This window comes from Caballeronia sp. INML1, from assembly GCF_023631085.1.
In the GTDB taxonomy this organism is placed as follows: Bacteria; Pseudomonadota; Gammaproteobacteria; order Burkholderiales; family Burkholderiaceae; genus Caballeronia; species Caballeronia turbans.
The window spans coordinates 46,742-65,491 of the sequence record NZ_JALQDT010000056.1 but is presented as its reverse complement, the minus strand read 5'-3'; the positions used below and the strand labels follow the sequence as shown (position 1 = coordinate 65,491).

Genomic DNA, 18,750 nt, shown 5'->3' with positions numbered 1-18,750 from the left:
CGCCTTGACGTGGCAGTCCTTGTTCCATGAACGTCTCCTGATTCGACTTAACTGGAGCAGCATCGTCGGCTGCGTCTCTGGTGACATGGTCTGGCGGTTGCAACGCGTTCGACCACTCAAATCCAAAATCAAGATACGCAGTTGCTTTCGCCCTTGCAATGCAATGATTACAATAGGGACATTGCGTCGAACAATGACCACCGTGACTACCTCTGAGTTGCCTGATCTCAAGTTGCTTCAGCTTTTCGATTTGCTGTACGACGTTCGCAGCGTCACCCGCGCAGCCGAGCAGTTGGGACAGGCTCAGCCAACAGTCAGCATCTGGCTTGCGCGCCTGCGCGATCATCTACAGGATCCGCTGTTTGTCCGCACGCCAGGCGGCATGACGCCTACGCCGCAGGCGGACGCGCTGATCGGGCCATGTCGGGAAATCCTGGAGTCGTTGCGTCGGTTTTCCGCGTGGGATTTTTCGTTCGATCCGATGACAGCGAAGCGGCGGTTTCGCATTTGCATGACCGATGCGAGTCACATCACGCTGCTTCCGCGAATGCTTGCGCACGTACGTGCACAAGCGCCGGGCATCCGGCTGGAGGCCGCGCGAATTGACGGCAACACGGAACGCGCGCTCGAATCGGGCGAAGCCGATCTGGCAATCGGGTATGTCCCGTGGCTCGGAAGCGGTATGTTTCAACAACAGCTCTACATGCAGGACTGGGTCTGCCTGGTCAATCCGAGCCATCCACGTATACGTGCAAGATTGACTCTCAAACAGTATCGCAGCGAGGGGCACGTCATCATTGCCGCAGGAACGGGCACGCAACTGTTAGAGCAGGCCCTTCTGCGCGAGGACATTGAGCGTGATGTTGTGCTTGAGCTTCCTGGGATGCTCGGGCTTGGATCGATCGTCAAGTCCACCGACCTCATTGCCACCTTGCCGCGCAACATTGGTGAAACGCTGGCGAGGGTGAACGACTTAACCGCCCATACGTGTCCGTTTCCGGTTGATAAGTTCGCAGTGCGCCAGCATTGGCACGCGAAATACCATCACGAGGCGGGTAATCGCTGGCTGCGCTCGGTCGTGGCCGATCTATTTCTGAGCATGAATTAGGCTTTGAACGCAACGGTTCGGTCGAAGAGCAATTCGGTTTAGGAAAGAGGTTCGCTAGCGCGGTGCCGTCGTCGCGCCACGCAGCCGAAAGAGAACCACACTTTCAACCGCGCACCAATTTTTGCGAGCTCCTGTGGGCATCCCCGTAGGCTCGTGTGCGAAAGCATCGACATGGGGCGGTACTTCTTTCGGCCGGGGTTCGGCGGTCAGATCACCTCACACAAAGCGGCAGCCCGCAGCCTGGGGCTGTACCGGCAAAGGGGCGTGGGGCGTGCATTAGTCAACCCGCGTGTTCTGCGTAGGACGGAACTACGCGGAGCATGCTAGAGAAATGGGTGGCAACCCGGACAAAGAGCCGCCGTTCTTTTTTCAGAAACCTGCGGACGCCGGGATTGACGCTACAGGTGTTGTGCCGTACCCACCGCTCACGTCGGATTTTCAGTTCGATATCGAGATGGTGACTGCGATCGGAAAAGAGGGGTTCGAGATAAGGACAGAGCAGGCACTTACACATGTATGGGGCTATGCAGTCGGCGTCGATTTGACGCGCCGAGACCTTCAGGCGCAAGCCAAGGCACAACGCCGGCCGTGGGACTGGGCGAAAGGGTTTGATGCGTCCGCTCCGGTTACGCAGCTTCGCCCTGTGAGTCAAATCGGTCACCCAACGACCGGTCGGATCTGGCTCGCCGTCAATGGTGAGGTTAAGCAAGAGAGCGATCTAAGCGAAATGGTCTGGCCGGTCGCTGACATCGTGAGGTACGTTTCGCAGTCGGTAGCTTTGAAACCGGGCGACATCATATTCTCGGGCACTCCCGCTGGTGTCGGTCCGCTGCATCCCGGTGATGTTGTTCGGGCGGTGTTGAGGGGATAGCTGGGTTCGAGTTCCGCGTGGGGCCGAAGTCGGCGGGCGCAGCGGCGACGGGGGCCAGCAAATGATGAAAACTCTCCGCGTTTTTTCGCTGGCCGCCTGCACGAGCATGTCGATAGCGGCTCAAGCAGGCACCTTGCCAAGCCTTGCCGTTTGCAACTTGTGACGAAGAGGTCTGGAAACTCGCCTGCTTGTAAGGTCCCGCGTACTGGACTACTGCCGGCCTTCTCCGACTATCTCCCTTTGCCGCGTCGCCAGCCGCCGGGCCACAAGGCGCCGTGGAAATCGAATTGCAATCGACAAGTACATCAGAAGCCGCCGATCGGGCTGCGGCGGATGCTCCACATGAGGCGTCGCGCCGGGAAGGGGAGCGCCCGACTGTCGGCAGTCGGCTACCCGACGTTGGATCGGAGTATTAGGCTCACCGGGCAGCGCACGTGGTCGATCACGCATGCGAATGGGGCCAGCACGCGTATCGTTCGATACGTTTGCGCATCGGCATTTCGCCCGCTGGTGAGCTGGGATATCTGTGTCGAGCGACAAGGCCGTTGACAGCGTTCCGTTGTAGAACGACCCGTGAACGCCTTCCGAGGGCTTAATGACAGCCGTTGGCCATGTGGTAGCCGGCTCCCGGTCTGCCGCCGGCTGGTATCTGGCTGTAGTCGGCGGGCGGATTCAACCGGTCGATGCAACACCTAGAATCTGCGTGAGCAGCGGAGGTGTTGCATATCAAGCAGCGACCGAGAATTTATTACTCCGAGATCCAGAAAGCGCTGATGTGGGACCGAAGGCGATTCCTTTCACGGTGAGCATCGGCGTGGCGACACGCGAGGCCGGTGAGCGCGACGTGAATGCGCTCATGCGGCGCGCGGACCGGCGTTGTATCACGCGAAGGCGGCGGGGCGTAATCGTGTCGAGGTTAGATGAACGCGGTGACGTAGTCTCATGCTGGAAACCGTGGCTGTGTCGGGTAGAAGCCGGGCCTGCAAGAAGCGCGAGTCCGCGCTTAATCCGTGAACAACGCCTTGCGGATGATCGCGTGCACGCCCCAGTTGCCATCGACGACTTGCGTGACGCCGAAGTCCACCGCCACCGACATCAGCGAGATGGCTTCGTCTTCGGTGAGTCCCTTGGTGGACATCAGAAACCGCCGCGTCTTGATGAAGGCATCGCGCATGGCCTGATCCAGCGTGGACTTCTGATAGACCTCGCTTTGCGCGCTGGTGCCGAATTCGGCCAGATAGTCGGGATGGCTGAAGCCGTGCAGCACCCATTCATCGGCGGTTTCGACAAGCGGATAGGTGAGGTCCGCGAACGACTGCGAGGCAAGCGTGGACTTCTTGTGCAGGATCAGTTCGAAGTCGCCGGTGAGCGAGCATTCGATGGCCGTGCCGCACAACTCGGAATCTCCTTGCGACGCGTGCGGGTCACCGATTGACAAGAGCGCGCCGGCCACGCCGACCGGCAGAAACACGCTTGCGCCCGGGCCCACGCGCCAGTTGTCGAGATTGCCGCCGAAGGCCGAAGGCGGAATCGAATCGATCAGACCGTTCTGCTGCGGCGCCACGCCGATCACGCCGAAGTGCGGTCGCACGGGAATGGTCACGTTCCTCAGCACGTCGTGATTCTCGACCACGCTCGCGTGGTCCACCGGCACGCCGGGATAATCGATGATCGGATGCAGCACGCCGAAGGGATCGCGCTGCGGCGTCCAGCGATAGTTGTAGACGGCGCGCGCATAGGCGCTGTCGTCGCGCGCTTCGTCCGTGTGGATCTCGTAGATGGTTACGACTTCGCGCGGCTTCGGTTCGGTGAGCAGCTCGCGATAATGAAAGCCCCACCACGCCGCAACGTTGCTGCCGAACGCGCGGCCGTGGAACTTCGGATTCGTGCAGCGGCGAGGATGAATATCGACGATGCGCACTTCGAGCACATCGCCCGGTTCCGCGCCCGTCACCGCAATCGGCCCGGTGCAGATATGCACGCCGAAGCCTTCGCCCGCGCCGCGTCCATAGATGGAGGCGTTCATCGGGCCCGCGCCGCGACGGTCGACGTTCTTGCGTTCGGGTGTCCAGTGGAACACGCTCTCCGCGCCGGGATCGCCCGCGATCATGCGGTCCCAGTCATCCGACGCATGCTGCGTGAGCGCTTCGACCGTCACCGTATCGCCGCTCGCGACTTCGAGCACGGGCTTGAGATCGTGGCTGAAATAGCCCCAGTGCACCGTGTTCGCCGTTGCCCGCAGCAAATGATGCCGCGGCCTGCCGCCCGTCCGCGCGGGCCGCGCTTGCACGGCATCGCTTTCTTCGCGCACGGCGACGAGCGTGTCGCCCGTCTCTTCACTGCGCGCTTGCGCGACCAGACTCGCGGCGTTCACCGGCAGCCCGCGCGATAGCGAATGCACGAGATGGCGCGCGAGTTCCAGGTTCGCTTCGTGCCGGAACGTGCGGGGCGATGCGCCATAACGCTCGCGGAACACGCGGCTGAAGTGCGCCGGATCGTTGAAGCCCCAGCGAAAGCAGATGTCGGATATGGAGACTTTCTCCGAGAGCGGATCGGCCAGTTCCGCGCGGCAGCGTTCGAGGCGGCGCGAGCGCACATAAGTCGAGAAACTCTGTCCGGCGAGTTCGAACAGCTTCTGCACGTAACGCGGCGACACGCGTTCGTCTTTGGCGAGCGAGGTCACGCTCAGGGCTGAATCGGCGAGATGCGTTTCGATAAAGCGGCACAGGCGCGCGAACAACGCCGACTGCGGCGGCGTCAGCCCGTTGAACGAACCTTTGCGTTCCTGTCCGGCAAGACAGGCCACGAGCATTTCGGCGAGCGCGAGTTCGGTGGGACGCAACTCCTGCGCGCTCAGCGTTTCGAGGCTTTCCACGACCGAACGCAGAAAGCCCGAGAAGATGTGGCCGATGCCCGTCGCGCCCGGCAGCAACGCCACGCGCAACGAGAGCGGCGAGATGACACGCGCGTTGATGGCGCTCTTAGGCGCCCGCACGATGAACGCGCGAAAGCGTCCCGCGAAAACCAGTGACGCGCTCTGTCCCGGCGCTGCATACACGATGTCATGCGGGCTCACTCGCTCGCGCAGACCATCGGCGATGAGCGTGGCGTCGCCATCGATCAGCAGCACGAGCATGAGACTGTCCGCATGATCCGCGCTCATCTGCAGCGTCTGCGCGGCCGAGGCGATGGTCGTGAATTCGATCCCGCCCGCCGACAGGCGCGAGGTCAGCGTGCCGTGCAGACCGCGTTCGCCGCCTTCGATCTTGCTGCGCCATCCGAGACGTGCGAGCGCCGCGTTCCATTCATGACGGCGTTCGAACTCGGGATACGACTCGGTGGTGAAGCGCGACAGGTTCAACGAAAACTCCACGATAGGCGAAGCAGGAAAAGCATTCCAAAAGCAACCTTCACGCCATCGCGCTGCTTACGGCGCCGGGTGCGTCGCGTATCAAAGACAGTGCATACATGCGCCATCGCGGCGCACGCCTGCACTTGCGCGCATCACGCGACGCGCTGCGTCATGCGTTCTTGGATGAGCGTGCACGCCAATACCAGCAGTTGTGCGCAGCCAGTCAAGTTCGCGAGATTTCGGTCGCCTACGCTCTGGGCATCGCAAGTCAATCGTCGTCAGCCGTCAGGAGCGTATCGATGCAAAGGAATCTCGTGGGCCGGTTATCTCGCGCAGGATTTGGCGCGCTGTGCGCGGTGTTGTTCGCCTTCGCGGGACAGGCGCACGCCGCCGCGCCCGCAGAATGCAGCGCGTTGCAGGCGAAGTACCCGCAGTTCAAGGGCAAGACACTCACCAATGCGATCAACCCACATACGCCGGGCTATGAAGCGCTCGACCCGAACGATCCGAGCAAGTACATCGGCTTCGATATCGATCTGGGCGAGTTGATCGCGCAATGCCTCGGCTTCACGATTGCCTACAAGCCCGTGACCTTCGCCGCGCTGCTCACGACCTTGCAGAGCGGTCAGGCCGATATCGTTATCTCCGATATCTACGCGACCGAGGAGCGCGCCAAGGCCGCGGACTTCATCACGTACTCGAAGGTGTTCGACGGCGTACTCGTCGCCAAGGGCAATCCGAAGAAGATCACCGGCATCAACACGTCGATGTGCGGCACGACCGCCGCCGAAAACACGGGCTATGTGGAAGTGCCGCTGATTCAGGCGCTGGCGCCGCAATGCAAGGCGGCCGGCAAGCCCGAAGCCACCGTGCAGCTTTACGACAACAACGCCAACTGCATCCAGGCCATTCTCGCGGGCCGCGCCGATACGTACATCAACGACGTGAACACGGTCGACCAGGCGGTGAAGGCGTATCCGGACAAGCTGGAGAAAGCGACCGCCGTGACCTTGCCGTACTTCGTGGGCATCGGCGTGCCGAAGGACAAGCCCGATTTCCGCGATGCCGTGATGGCCGCGCTCGTCGCCATTCAGAAGAGCGGCGCGCAGTCCGGGCTACTCAAGAAGTGGAGCCTCGGCGTCGAGAATCTCGCGACGCCGCAACTCGTCGTTGCGAAGTAAGCGCGGAAGCATCGGCTATGGACCTGTTCCTTCACTATCTCGGCCTGCCTTATCTGCTCGACGGCATCCGCTTCACGATCGCCGTCACCTTGCTCGGACTCGCGGGCGGGCTCGTGCTGGGACTCGTCCTTGCCGCCATGCAACTGAGCCGAATCGGACCGCTCGCGGCCATCGCGCGCGGCTATACGGTGATTTTTCGCGGCACGCCGCTGATTCTGCAACTCGTGTTCGCCTACGACGCCCTGCCGCATATCGGCATCAAGCTGAGCGCCATCGGCGCGGCGGGCCTCGCGCTCGCCGCGAACGAAGCGCCTTTCATCGCGGAGATATTCCGCTCGGGCGTGCTCGGCGTGGATCGCGGACAGACGCTCGCGGGGCAGGCGCTCGGCATGACGCCTTCCGTGTTGATGCGCCGGATCATCGCGCCGCAGGCCCTTCGCTCGATGATTCCCGCGCTCGGCAACGAAACCGTCAGCGCGTTGAAGAACTCTTCGCTGGCTTCGGTTATCTCTGTGGGTGAGCTGACCTTGCGCAGCACGCAGCTTGCATCGTCGACGTTCGACTTCTTTTCGATCTTCTTTGCGTCGGGTCTCTTGTATTTGTGTCTGACGGGCGCGATTGCCGCTATTCAGCTGATGATCGAACGCGCGCTCGATCTGGACCGCGCCAGCACGCGCGGCGGCTTCTGGGGACGACGCCGGAGCGCGCCTGTACCGACGCCCGCAGGCCCGACCGATCTGCCACCTGTCTTCGTCCCGGCGCCCGTCACACCCGGCGACCGCGCACGCCGTTACGACGCGCTGTCTCGTAACAGTACCGCCGTGCAGATAAACGGCGTACACAAGCATTACGGCGAGCAGCCGGTGCTCAATGGCTTCGATCTAAACATCCGCTCCGGCGAAGTCGTCGCGTTGCTCGGACCGAGCGGCTCGGGCAAGAGCACGCTGCTTCGCTGCATCAATCATCTGGAACAGTGGGAACAAGGCGAGATACGCGTGGGCGGACGTCGTCTCGGCTTTCGCGATGACGGGCGGCGCATGAATCCGCGCGAGCTTGCGAAGGAGCGCGCGAGTCTTGGCGTCGCCATGGTGTTCCAGCAGTTCAATCTTTTCGGCCATCTGACGGCGCGCGAGAACATTGCATTGCCGCTCGTCTGGGTGCATGGCGCGACGCTCGCCGATGCCAACCGACGCGCGGATGCCCTGCTCGAACGCGTGGGCCTCGCGCATCGCGCCGATGCTCTGCCGCGTCATCTGTCCGGCGGCCAGCAACAACGCGTGGCGATTGCGCGTGCGCTGGCGCCGAATCCGCGCGTGCTGCTTCTCGACGAGCCGACTTCCGCGCTCGATCCTGAACTCGTGGGCGAAGTGCTCGAAGTGATCCGCCGCCTCGCGCTCGACGATGGCCTGACGATGATCATTTCGACGCATCAGTTGCGCTTCGCCGATGAAGTGGCCGACCGCGTCGTGTTCCTGAGCGGCGGGACCGTCGTGGAGGACGGATCCGCGCATCAGGTTTTGACGCAGCCGCATCATCCGTTGACGGCGCGCTTTCTCAACGTGATGGGCGCGGGCAGCACGCTCGAAACCGTGCACTGAATCACATCGATAAGACACCCACTTGCCAAGGACGATTCAATGAAGCATTACACGCTGCCCGTTTCATCATCCACCGTGCATTGGGGATACTTCAGCAAACGGGTAGAACCGCGCCTCACGCTCAAGTCGGGCGACCGCGCCACCATCGAAACGCTGACGCATCACGCCAACGACGACCACGAGCGCATGATCGCGGGCGATCCGGGCGCGCAAAGCGTGTTCGAATGGACGCGCGAGCACAAGGCCGTTTCGCGGCGCGGCGCGGGTCCGACCGAAGGACCGTTCCGCCTGGGCGCTGGCGAAGGCGTGGGCGTGCATCTGCTGACCGGTCCGGTGGCAATCGAAGGCGCCGAACCTGGCGACGTGCTCGAAGTGCGCATCCTCGATGTCAGGCCGCGGCCCAGTTGCAGCGCGTGTCATGCAGGCAAGTGCTTCGGCTCGAACGTGGCCGCGTCGTGGGGCTTTCAGTATCACGATCTGATCGAGGAGCCGAAGCCGCGCGAAGTGGTGACCATCTTCGAACTCGATACTTCCGGCGAACCGTATGCGCGCGCGGTCTACAACTATGTGTGGACGCCGCAGACCGACCCGGATGGCATCGTGCATGCGACTATCGATTATCCCGGCGTGCAGGTGGATCACCGGCTCGTGACGAAGCGCGAAAACATCTTGCCGGATATCCGCGTGCCGGCGCGACTGCATTTCGGCACCATGGGCGTCGCGCCCGCCGAAGCGGACTATGTCAGTTCCATTCCGCCGAGCTACACGGGCGGCAACATCGATGACTGGCGCATCGGCCGGGGCGCGACCATGTATTACCCGGTGGCGGTCGAGGGCGCGCTCTTCTCCGTGGGCGACCCGCACGCCGCGCAGGGCGACAGCGAGCTAGGCGGCACGGCGATCGAAACATCCTTGACGGGGGACTTCGAATTCATCCTGCATAAGAAAGCGGACCTCGAAGGCACGCTGCTCGAAGGGCTCACGCATCCGCTGCTCGAGACAGATCAGCAATGGTCGGTGTATGGCTTCACGTTCCCCAACTATCTGGCCGAACTCGGGACTAGCGCGCAGGTAGAAGTGGCGCAGCATGCGAGCCTCGACAAAGCCATGCGCGACGCCTTTCGCAAGCTACGCCGCTTCCTGATGACGGTGCATGGTTTGAGCGAAGACGAAGCCATTGCGCTGATGTCGGTAGCGGCGGACTTCGGCGTGACGCAGGTGGTCGACGCGAACTGGGGCGTACATGGTTCGATCCGCAAGGACGTGTTTGCGAACTACAAGAAGAGTTGATCTTCGTCAGGTTGAGATCGAACGGATAAAGCGTTGATCGGCGCGATTCAGGACCTCCGATACCTCCCCTGTCAATCCGGCGACTTGATTGGTCGAGTCAAGCACGCACTGGATGCCTTGGCGCTGAACGCGCAACCACCTGCGCGGCGTCACGTCGTTGCCGCATCGCTTGCATAACTGAGACGAGCGGCCTGTCCATCTATCCATAACGTTCACGAATCTCTCACGAAGGGACTGGCTGGTCGCGTCCGCTCGTGTCGGCGGGCGAGAAGAGGGCATCGCCTGCACTTCGGCGATGCGCGTCGCGCACCAATCTGTTTCGTCGCCTTAACTGCGCTTTTGTCCGTCCGTGTCACTTTGGAAGACAACGGACATGCGGTCAGGCACGCCGCGCCAAGTATCGCCCGATTGCGGCCACGCGCGGGAAACCGGAACGGAAGCCGCTAAAGGGTAGGCGTTCCTAATCGACGCACGCGAAGGATGCCCTCATGCGACCCGCCAAAGTGCCTGCCACCGTCATTACCGGTTTCCTTGGAGCCGGCAAGACGACACTCGTGAATCATCTGCTCGAATCCACGCGGCCGATGCAGATCGGCATCGTCGTGAACGAATTCGGCGAAGTCGGTATCGACGGCCAGTTGATCGTCGCCGATGAACGCGCCGTGATCGAGATCAACAACGGCTGCGTCTGCTGCACGGTCCGCACCGATCTCGTCGCCAGCGTGCGCGACATGTTGATGCGCTTCGGCGATCGCCTGGAGCGGCTCATCATCGAAACGTCGGGCCTCGCCGATCCCGCGCCGGTGCTACAGACCTTTCTCGCCGATCCCGACCTGCGCGAGCGCGTGGAACTGGAATCGGTCGTCGCCGTGGTCGATGCGATGCACGCGCGGGCCCAGCTTCATGACGATATCGCGCGGGAGCAAGTGGTGTTCGCGGACCGCATCGTCGTCAACAAGACCGATCTCGTTTCGTCCGATGCCGTCGATGCGCTCGTCGCCGGGATTCGCCGGCTCAATCCGACTGCACGCATCGAGTACGCGCAGCGTTCCAGGATCGACGCGCATGCGCTTTTCGGCACGCGGAGCTTTTCGGTCGACAACCTGCTTGCCATCGAGCCGAAACTGCTCGACGAAGACAGCCACGATCACGAACACGACGACAGCATTGCATCGTGCGCGATCGTGGTGCCCGGTGGCATCGATGCGACGCGTTTCAACCGGTGGATCAATCAGCTCGTGCAAACGCAAGGCACACAGCTTCTTCGCATGAAAGGCGTGCTCAACATGCACGACGAACCGCGACGCCTGCATTTTCATAGCGTGCATATGTTGCTCGACACCACGTTCGGCCGTGCGTGGATGCGCGACGAAACACGAGAGAGCCGTTTCGTGATGATTGGCCGCAACATCGACGCCGCGCGAATGCGCGATGGACTTCTGAGTTGCATGAACTGAAGCCTTCATTCATTTCTTCTTCAAGGAGCTACGCATGAAAAAGCCAGAGGCATACACGGTGAGCATCGGCGTATTGGCGGTCGTCGATACATGGCTCACCGGCACGATCTTTCCGGTTCCCGTCTGGGTGACGTTCATCGCCTGGGCGTCGTTCTTCGTGCTCGGCGGCGGGCGCGCGGGCTTCGTCAAGAGCGTGGCGTCGAATCTCACGGGACTCGTGATCGCTTCGCTTACCTTGCTCTGCATTGCGACGACGAGCGGCGGCGCGATCGCGGTGGCGGTGCTGGTTGGCATCGGCAGCGCGGCGATGGTTCAGGCATCCAAGATCAAATTGCTCGACGTCTTGCCTGCGATCGTCTGGGGCTTCGCCTCGACCGTCGGCACGATGGTGGCCACAGGCAAGGCGATCACGACGGCGGGCATCGGCAATCCGGCGCTGATCGCGGCCGCCGCGCTCGTTACCGGCGCAGTCTTCGGCTTCGTCTCGGAAGTCGTCGGCGAAGCCCTGCAATTCAGACGCGAGCATCGGCTCGGATGAGACCGTTCCTATTCAAGCGGAGCACAACGTGAAGCTACAACATCATCTTGGCGGCATCGAAAATCTGGGGCCGGTCAGCACTGAAAAGCGCGTATTCGTCGAGCCATGGGAAAAGCGCATCTTCGGCATTCATACGGTCATGATGGCGGAGAGTGCGCATCTGTCGGACGCGCCGCATCGCTATCCGGTCGATACGCTGCCCACCGCCTTCAAAAGCAACTGGACCTGGGCCTCGCTGCGCACCGGCGCCGAAGACATGCAGCCGTTCGAGTACTTCAAATATCGCTACTACGAGAAATGGCTCGGCGGCATCACTCAGTTCTTCGTCGATCAGGGGTATGTGTCGGCGGAGGAACTCGCAGAGAAAACCGCCCACTACAGCGCGCACCCGGACGCGCCTTTACCCGATCGCCCCAATGCCGAACTCGCCGCGCAGATTGACGCCTATCTGCAGAACGGCGACTCGGGCTATCACGCGCTCGACGGCGCGGCGCGCTTTCGAGCTGGCGATGTCGTGCGTATTGCCGATCCCGAAGCGGTGGACCACACGCGCTTGCCGGGGTATCTGCGCAACAAGACCGGCGTGGTGGATCTCGTCTATCCCGGCGCGTTCTCCTATTTCGTCTCGACGGGCGCGGACGGTATCGGCGCGCCGATGCCTGTATATCGCGTTGCCTTCGACGCCGCGTCGATCTGGGGCGCCGGCAAAAGCGAGCCGAACACGACCATTTACGCCGACCTGTACGAAGCCTACGTGCAGGCAGCCGAATGAACTCGAATACAAGCCAACCACGAGCGAACCCATGAGCCAACTCTTCGAATTTTCCGACGACCGCGAAGCATCGAGCGCCGCCAAAGTGCGTGCGCTGGAAGCCTTGCTGATCGAAAAAGGCGTGATTGCCACCGACTCCGTCGATGTCGTGCTCAAACACTTCGAGACGATGGCCGGCCCGTTCAACGGCGCGAAGATCGTCGCGCGCGCATGGGTCGATCCGCAATACGCGAGGCGTCTCGTCGAGGACACGCCGAAGGCGATTGCCGAACTCTCGCTTCCACTCGGCATGACGGGCGCGGAAGGCGAGCATATGGCCGCGGTCGCGAACGATGCGAACGTGCATAACCTGATCATCTGCACGCTGTGTTCGTGTTATCCGTGGCCGGTGCTCGGCTTGCCGCCGTATTGGTACAAGGACCCGGTATTTCGCGCGCGCGGCGTGCGCGAACCGCGCGCCGTCTTGCAGGAATTCGGCGTACAGGTGCCCGCCACGAAGGAGGTGAAGGTGTGGGACAGCAGCGCGCAGATTCGCTGGTTCGTGGTGCCCGAGCGCCCCGCAAACACGGAGCATCTGAGTGAGGAAGAACTCGCCGCGCTCGTTACGCCCGAGTCGATGATGGGCGTTGCACTCGTCGAAGCGCCCGCAGCCTGAGGAGCGTGTCATGTTCACGCGTTTCGAAGAATACGCTGCCGCGTCGATGCTCGGCGCACCGGATTCGCCGCCGCGTCTCGACGGCAAGCTGCTGTTCACCAATCGCTGGGAGCGCGATGTGTTCGGCCTCGCGCTCTCGCTATCGAAGGCGGGATGTTTCGAGTGGGAGGACTTTCGCCAGAGCCTGATCGCGTCCATCGCGAAGTGGGAAGCAATCGAATGCGCGAATCAGCCGCGCTGGGACTACTACGAACGTTTTCTCGAAGCGCTGCTGAACGTGGTCGAGACGAGCGGCGTGCTGTCGCGCCGAGAGATCGAAGCTATCGTCGCGGCGCGCAGCCGCTGACATTTTTCTGACTCTTCCGGAGGTACTTCATGAATCAAGCTGTCCTGCATTCCACTGACACGTTCGAACCGATTCCGCTGCGCGAACTGCTGCCGTGGATGATCTTTGGCGGATTGCTGATGCTGCTGGCGCTGTATTTCGTCGGCGCGGAGCAGGGTGCTACCGCGATCTTTCAGGGCACCGCCATTCACGAGTTCGTGCATGACGGACGCCATCTGTTGGGCTTCCCCTGCCACTGACGAGGAGACGACGATGGTCGGCAAACTGTTGATGCGCGGCATGCTCGTGGGCCTCATCGCGGGACTGCTGGCGTTCTGCTTCGCGCGAGTGGCGGGCGAGCCGCAGGTCGAACGCGCGATCGCTTTCGAGGCCCATGAAGCACACGAGCACGCTCACGCAGGAGATGCGCCCGAGCCTGAAATCGTCAGTCGTGAAACGCAAGCCGGCGTGGGCTTGCTGACCGGCGTACTCGCGTACGGCGCTGCATTCGGTGGCCTCTTTGCGTTGTGCTTTGCCTATGCGTGGGGACGCGCGGGAAGCATGGGCGCGCGGCCGCTTGCGGCATGCCTTGCGCTCGCGGCTTTCGCCGCCTTGGTGGTGCTGCCGGCGCTGAAATACCCGCCGAATCCGCCTTCGGTGGGCGCCCCGGAAACCATCGGCATTCGCACCGCGCTTTATTTTTTCTGCATGGGGATTTCCGTCGCCATTACACTGCTGTCGATAGCTTTGCGCCAAGCGCTGTCGCGCAAATGGGGCGATGCCGACGCGACGCTCGCCGGTCTGCTGGCTTTCGCGATCATGACTGCTGCGATGCTCGCGCTGTTGCCGGCTATCGACGAAGTGCCCGCCGAGTTTCCCGCCACGTTGCTGTGGCAGTTCCGGGTGGCGTCGATCGGCATGCAGGCGATTATCTGGACGGTCATCGGCGCGGCATTCGGTGTGGCGGCAGAACGCATGGCGCTGCCCGGCGCAGCGCGCGCGCGTCGAGGCATGCCCATGAACAAGCCTGTTCTCAGAGGATCCGGATATCCGCGATGAAACGCATCAAGGTCGGAATGCTCGTCTTTCCTGGATTTCAACTGCTCGACATCGCCGGGCCGAAGGATGCGTTCGCCGAAGTCAAGGTGCTGAGCGGAGGCGAGTGCGAGTACGAAATGATGATGGTCGGCACGACGCGCGGCACGGTCCAATCGTCGAGCGGCCTGACGACCGTGCCGGATCGTACGATCTTCGATCCCTGCCCGGAGTTCGACACCATCATCGTGCCGGGCGGGCTCGGCATCTTCGACGCCTTCGACGATCCGGCGCTGAGCAACTGGCTGCGCGCGCAGCATCGGCAGTGCCGCCGCGTGTCCGCTATCTGCAACGGGTTGTTCGCCCTCGGCTCGGCGGGGCTGCTCGACAACAAACTGGTGACGACTCACTGGATGGACGTGCCCCGGCTCGCCAGCACTTTTCCGAAGGCGCGCATCGAGCCGGATCATATCTTCGTTCGCGACGGCAGCATCTACACGACGGCCGGTGTCACGGCGGGCATCGACCTGTCGCTCGCGATGATCGAAGACGACTTCGGTCGGCAAATGGCGCTCGATGTCGCCAAGTATCTGATCGTCTATCTGCGGCGCTCGGGCGGGCAGTCCCAGTTCAGTCCGCTGCTGGAAACGCAGGCTTCGCCGGGTTCGCAGACTATCGAGGTCCAGCAATTCATGCTGGATAACCTGCATGTGGATCATACGGTAGCGTCGCTCGCCGAACGCGTGCATATGAGCGCGCGCAATCTCTCGCGTATCTTCGCAAAGGATTGCGGCATCACGCCGATGACTTATCTCGCCAATGCGCGCATCGATGCCGCGCGGCGCTACCTGGAAGCCACGGACTTGCCGCTGAGAGTCATCGCACACCGATGCGGCTTCGAGGACACCGACAAATTTCGCCGTACGTTCCTGCGCCGTCTGCAGATTAGTCCGGTCGATTATCGCAACCGGTTCAGATCGAGGAACAAGCAAGAGTCGCTTAGTGCGGTTTGATGTGTCTCGCCATGCCGGGATGATGCGCTGAGATTGACTTTTCTGGCACTAAACGCGTGCATGGCCATGCACTTCTTCGGGGCTAATCGGCGCATTAAAACTTTAATTAAAGGTTAATTTTGGCGAGCCGTAAGAGGCGTAATAGATAGGTGGGCGAACGCGATCGCCGGCGGCCATTCGCTGCCCTGCGAGCGCCCGCCTGCATGACTTTTCTCGCACGCTTGCAAACGTCTCGCCCATGAAACGGAATCCTTTCTTCAAGCTGCTCGCGCGTTTGCGCGTGGGGCACAAGTTGCTGCTCATCTACCTGCTTGATCTGAGCGCGGTGATCTACATCAGCGGGATTCTGATTCACGAAAAGTATCTGGCGATTGATTTTTCAAACAAGGAGATTGTCGGCAACGCGTATGTTCACGAGGTGGAACATAGCATCACGTCCATCGCAATGGCGGGCGCGGGCAAACCGCCGACGGCGGCGCAACTCGATGCAGAGGTCGACAGGCTCGTTCGTGCCGAGCAGCAATACGGCGCGCAGATGGGAAGCGCAGAGCCCAGCAACGCGCTGCGGACCGCTCTGCAGACGATGGCGCACGAGCGTGAACTCAGGATCGCGTCGACGGACCAGGCGCTGACCGCCTCCCGCGATTTGATAACGCGCATCGGTAATCAGTCGAACCTGATTCTCGACCCGGATCTCGACAGCTACTACGCGATGTCGCTCTCGATCTTGCGTTATCCCGCACTGCTGACCGCGGTGAACAGCATCGGCCGCCATCTGCACAACGGCGTTCACGCGCGCTCGCGAGAGGAAGTGCGTTCGCGCTATCTGGTCCTCGAAGGGCAACTCGACGGCGTCATGCAGGGTTTGCGGTCGGACTACGCCGAGGCGGGGGCGGCCAATCGTCAATTCGAGCGCACGCTCACCCCGTCGTTCGATCGTATGCGCACTGCCGTCGAGGCATTCAGGCATGCGGCGCGGGTGGTGGTGGACGACAACGTGGCGCCGGATGCAGCGGTGCTGATGATCGTCGACAGCGCGCAGCAAGCGCTGGTTCAAAGCGTAGACGACCTCTGGCGCGATACCGGCGAGCAGCTCGACGGCCTGCTGCATGCGCGCGTGCACGCCCTGTTTTCGCGCATGTGGCTGCATTTGGGGACGGCGCTTTTCCTGCTGTGCGCCATCCTTACGCTAGTTTATTGCGTCGCGCAGCAGATTTCGTCGCCGCTACGCAAACTCGCGCGCGTAATGGATGTGGTGCGCCGTACCGGCGATCACACGAAGCGCGCCGACTGGGACAGTCAGGACGAGATCGGCCAACTCGTGCGCGGCTTCAACGAAATGCTTGCGCAGCTGGACCGCGAACGCGTCGTGCAGAAGGAATTGGCGGCGACCGCCCGCGCGTCAGCCGCGCAATCAGCGCTCGTGGAAGCCACGCCCGTGCCGATGGTAGTCACCGCTATTCCCGGCCACGAGGTATTGCACGCCAATGCTCCAGGACTCTTCTGGCTCAATGGAAGCAGCACCGACCCGTGGGCTCAGGGCCTCGACTCCGCCACCCGCGCGCGCTTTTTTCAGCAACTTTCCGACCGCGAAGCCATCGACGAATTCGAAGTTCACTGGAAAGCCACCTCTCAGCCGAGCTGGGCGATGCTGTCTGCGCGCCGTCTCGACTTCCAGGGACGCGACGCCATTCTCACCGCCTTCACGCCGATCAATCAGATCAAGCTCATGGAGCAGCGGCTGGAACTGTGGGGCAAGGTATTCGAGGCATCGTCCGAGGCGATCGTCATCCTGAACGCCGAGGCGCATCTGCTCACCGCGAATCCTTCGTTCTTTCGCGCAACTGGCTATCGGATGGACGACGTGGCGGGCAAGCCGCCGGCCTTCATCGACACGCAGACGCAGGACGACGAAAACGGCCCGCTGGGTAACCTCCTGCAACGCGTCGGGCGCAGCAGTACGTGGCACGGGGAGGCGCAAATAAGCCGCCGCGAGGGCGGTGACTATCCGGCGTGGCTCATGATCAGCGCAGTACACGACAAGCGCGGCACCGTATCGCATTACATCTGCACGCTTATCGACATCACGGACCGCAAGAAGAGCGAAGCGCGCATTCAGTTTCTCGCGCAGCACGACGTGCTCACCGAACTGCCCAACCGTGCACTCTTTGCCGCGAAACTCGGGGTCGCCATTGCAGCAGCGCAGCGAACGCGGCAGCGCGTCGCGGTGCTGTTCATCGATCTCGACCGTTTCAAGAACATCAACGATTCGCTCGGGCATCACATCGGTGACGGCTTGTTGCGGTCCGTGTCGCGACGCCTGCTCAATGCGGTCGGCACCCACGACACCGTGAGCCGCCTGGGCGGAGACGAGTTCACGGTACTGCTCAACGGAGTCGGTCACGCGAGCGAAGTGGCGCGCAGCATCGCACAGCGGCTACTCCCGCTGCTTCGCGAAGCGCATGAAGTGAGCGGGTTGACACTGCAGGTTGCAAGCAGCATCGGCGTCGCACTGTACCCGGATGATGGCGAAGACATCGATACATTGATGCAGAACGCCGACGCCGCGATGTATCAGGCCAAGTCTGCCGGACGAAATCAGGTCAAGTTTTTCGCGGCCGACATGGCCGAACAGGCGCGTCATCGGCTCGCGCTGGAAACGGGTTTGCGCACGGCTATTGATCTCAGCGAGTTGCGGCTCGAGTGGCAGCCGTGCCTCGAAGCGCGGTCCGGTGCGCTCGCGAGCGTCGAAGGACTGCTGCGCTGGAAGAGCGCGGTACTGGGTGAAATCGGTCCGGCGGTGTTTATCCCGGTGGCGGAGGACACGCGCCTCATCGTTTCCATTGGCGCGTGGGTGATCGAGGAAGCATGCCGACAGCTCGCCGCCTGGCGCGACGAAGAGGGCCTCGAAATACGCGCGTCTGTCAACATTTCGGCGATCCAGCTACGCGAGCCGGAACTCGTTGCGGCGCTTGGCAAGAGTCTGCTCGCGCATGGCGTACCGCCGCATTGCTTGGAACTCGAAATCACCGAGACGGTTCTCATGGATGGCGCCGAACACTACGCGCAAGCCATTCACGCCATTCGCGGGCTAGGCGTCAAGCTCTCGCTCGACGACTTTGGCACCGGCTACTCGAGTCTCAGCTATCTGAACCGGTTTCCGCTCGACCGTCTGAAGATCGACCGCGCGTTCGTGCGAGACATGCTCGACGCGTCCGCTGATCTTGCCATCGTCAAGGCGATCGTCGATCTTGGGCATGAGCTTGGTTTGCGCGTGGTGGCCGAAGGTGTGGAAACCGGCCATCAAGCGCAGGTATTGCGCAAGATCGGCTGCGATGAGTTGCAGGGCTTCCTGTTCGCACCGGCGATCCCAGCCGAAGAACTAGTGCTGTGGAACAGGGCGCGGCAAGACGAGGCGCTCGATGCTTCGCCGGCTTGAGGCGATCCCATCGCCACATGCGAGTCCCGACTAGCTATTCAACAAGGCCGGCGCTTCGTAGAACTGTTGAGCATCAGTGTAGAGCGTGCAGCTATGCAGTCGGAGGCCGTCGGCGA

General features: G+C 62.1%; 14 protein-coding genes and 2 pseudogenes. 15 read left to right on the top strand and 1 reads right to left on the bottom strand.

Annotated features, from left to right (window positions below; genetic code table 11):
* Window positions 1-202 precede the first annotated feature (202 nt).
* From NCR38_RS21305 to NCR38_RS21295, 3 genes and pseudogenes are all read left to right on the top strand, one after another.
* On the top strand, window positions 203-1,108 hold the full coding sequence (locus NCR38_RS21305) for a LysR family transcriptional regulator (protein WP_061119097.1): 906 nt from the start codon (window positions 203-205) through the stop codon (window positions 1,106-1,108).
* A 286-nt stretch (window positions 1,109-1,394) separates the two neighbouring features.
* Window positions 1,395-2,044: pseudogene (locus NCR38_RS21300) on the top strand (fumarylacetoacetate hydrolase family protein); the annotation flags it as partial.
* A 719-nt stretch (window positions 2,045-2,763) separates the two neighbouring features.
* Window positions 2,764-2,903, top strand: a pseudogene (locus tag NCR38_RS21295) (diguanylate cyclase); the annotation flags it as partial.
* A gap of 79 nt (window positions 2,904-2,982) precedes the next feature.
* Here NCR38_RS21295 and NCR38_RS21290 read toward each other — a convergent pair.
* Window positions 2,983-5,340 (bottom strand): acetamidase/formamidase family protein, encoded by a 2,358-nt coding sequence (locus NCR38_RS21290; protein WP_061119098.1) that lies wholly within the window; start codon window positions 5,338-5,340, stop codon window positions 2,983-2,985.
* 290 nt (window positions 5,341-5,630) lie between these two features.
* On the opposite strand from NCR38_RS21290, the gene NCR38_RS21285 reads away from it, so the two are divergent.
* The 12 genes from NCR38_RS21285 to NCR38_RS21230 all read left to right on the top strand — a co-directional run bounded on the left by NCR38_RS21285 (window position 5,631) and on the right by NCR38_RS21230 (window position 18,634).
* A complete protein-coding gene (locus tag NCR38_RS21285) occupies window positions 5,631-6,512 on the top strand; it encodes an ABC transporter substrate-binding protein (RefSeq protein WP_061119099.1) in 882 nt (293 codons plus the stop codon).
* Window positions 6,513-6,529: 17 nt separating this feature from the next.
* Complete coding sequence (locus tag NCR38_RS21280) at window positions 6,530-8,110, top strand: amino acid ABC transporter permease/ATP-binding protein (protein ID WP_061119063.1); 1,581 nt, start codon at window positions 6,530-6,532, stop codon at window positions 8,108-8,110.
* Between the two features lie 39 nt (window positions 8,111-8,149).
* Window positions 8,150-9,400, top strand: coding sequence for an acetamidase/formamidase family protein (locus NCR38_RS21275; RefSeq protein ID WP_061119064.1), 1,251 nt, complete (start codon window positions 8,150-8,152; stop codon window positions 9,398-9,400).
* A gap of 488 nt (window positions 9,401-9,888) precedes the next feature.
* On the top strand, window positions 9,889-10,857 hold the full coding sequence (locus NCR38_RS21270) for a GTP-binding protein (protein WP_061119065.1): 969 nt from the start codon (window positions 9,889-9,891) through the stop codon (window positions 10,855-10,857).
* Window positions 10,858-10,891: 34 nt separating this feature from the next.
* On the top strand, window positions 10,892-11,395 hold the full coding sequence (locus NCR38_RS21265; RefSeq protein WP_061119066.1) for a DUF1097 domain-containing protein: 504 nt from the start codon (window positions 10,892-10,894) through the stop codon (window positions 11,393-11,395).
* 28 nt (window positions 11,396-11,423) lie between these two features.
* A complete protein-coding gene (gene nthB / locus NCR38_RS21260; RefSeq protein ID WP_061119067.1) occupies window positions 11,424-12,167 on the top strand; it encodes a nitrile hydratase subunit beta in 744 nt (247 codons plus the stop codon).
* A 31-nt stretch (window positions 12,168-12,198) separates the two neighbouring features.
* Entirely contained in the window at window positions 12,199-12,822 is a 624-nt protein-coding gene (nthA, locus tag NCR38_RS21255; protein ID WP_061119068.1) for a nitrile hydratase subunit alpha, read from the top strand.
* 10 nt (window positions 12,823-12,832) lie between these two features.
* Window positions 12,833-13,168, top strand: coding sequence for a nitrile hydratase accessory protein (locus NCR38_RS21250; RefSeq protein ID WP_061119069.1), 336 nt, complete (start codon window positions 12,833-12,835; stop codon window positions 13,166-13,168).
* A 29-nt stretch (window positions 13,169-13,197) separates the two neighbouring features.
* Window positions 13,198-13,407, top strand: a complete 210-nt coding sequence (locus NCR38_RS21245; RefSeq protein WP_061119070.1) for a CbtB domain-containing protein — start codon at window positions 13,198-13,200, stop codon at window positions 13,405-13,407.
* A gap of 13 nt (window positions 13,408-13,420) precedes the next feature.
* On the top strand, window positions 13,421-14,206 hold the full coding sequence (locus tag NCR38_RS21240) for a CbtA family protein (RefSeq protein ID WP_061119071.1): 786 nt from the start codon (window positions 13,421-13,423) through the stop codon (window positions 14,204-14,206).
* Window positions 14,203-15,195: a GlxA family transcriptional regulator gene (locus NCR38_RS21235; RefSeq protein WP_061119072.1), complete on the top strand. Its 993-nt coding sequence runs from the start codon at window positions 14,203-14,205 to the stop codon at window positions 15,193-15,195. Before NCR38_RS21240 ends, NCR38_RS21235 begins: the two co-directional genes overlap by 4 nt.
* Before the next feature lie 238 nt (window positions 15,196-15,433).
* Window positions 15,434-18,634 carry an EAL domain-containing protein gene (locus NCR38_RS21230; protein WP_250477565.1) on the top strand — a complete coding sequence of 1,067 codons (3,201 nt, stop codon included), beginning with the start codon at window positions 15,434-15,436 and terminating at the stop codon, window positions 18,632-18,634.
* Window positions 18,635-18,750 lie beyond the last annotated feature (116 nt).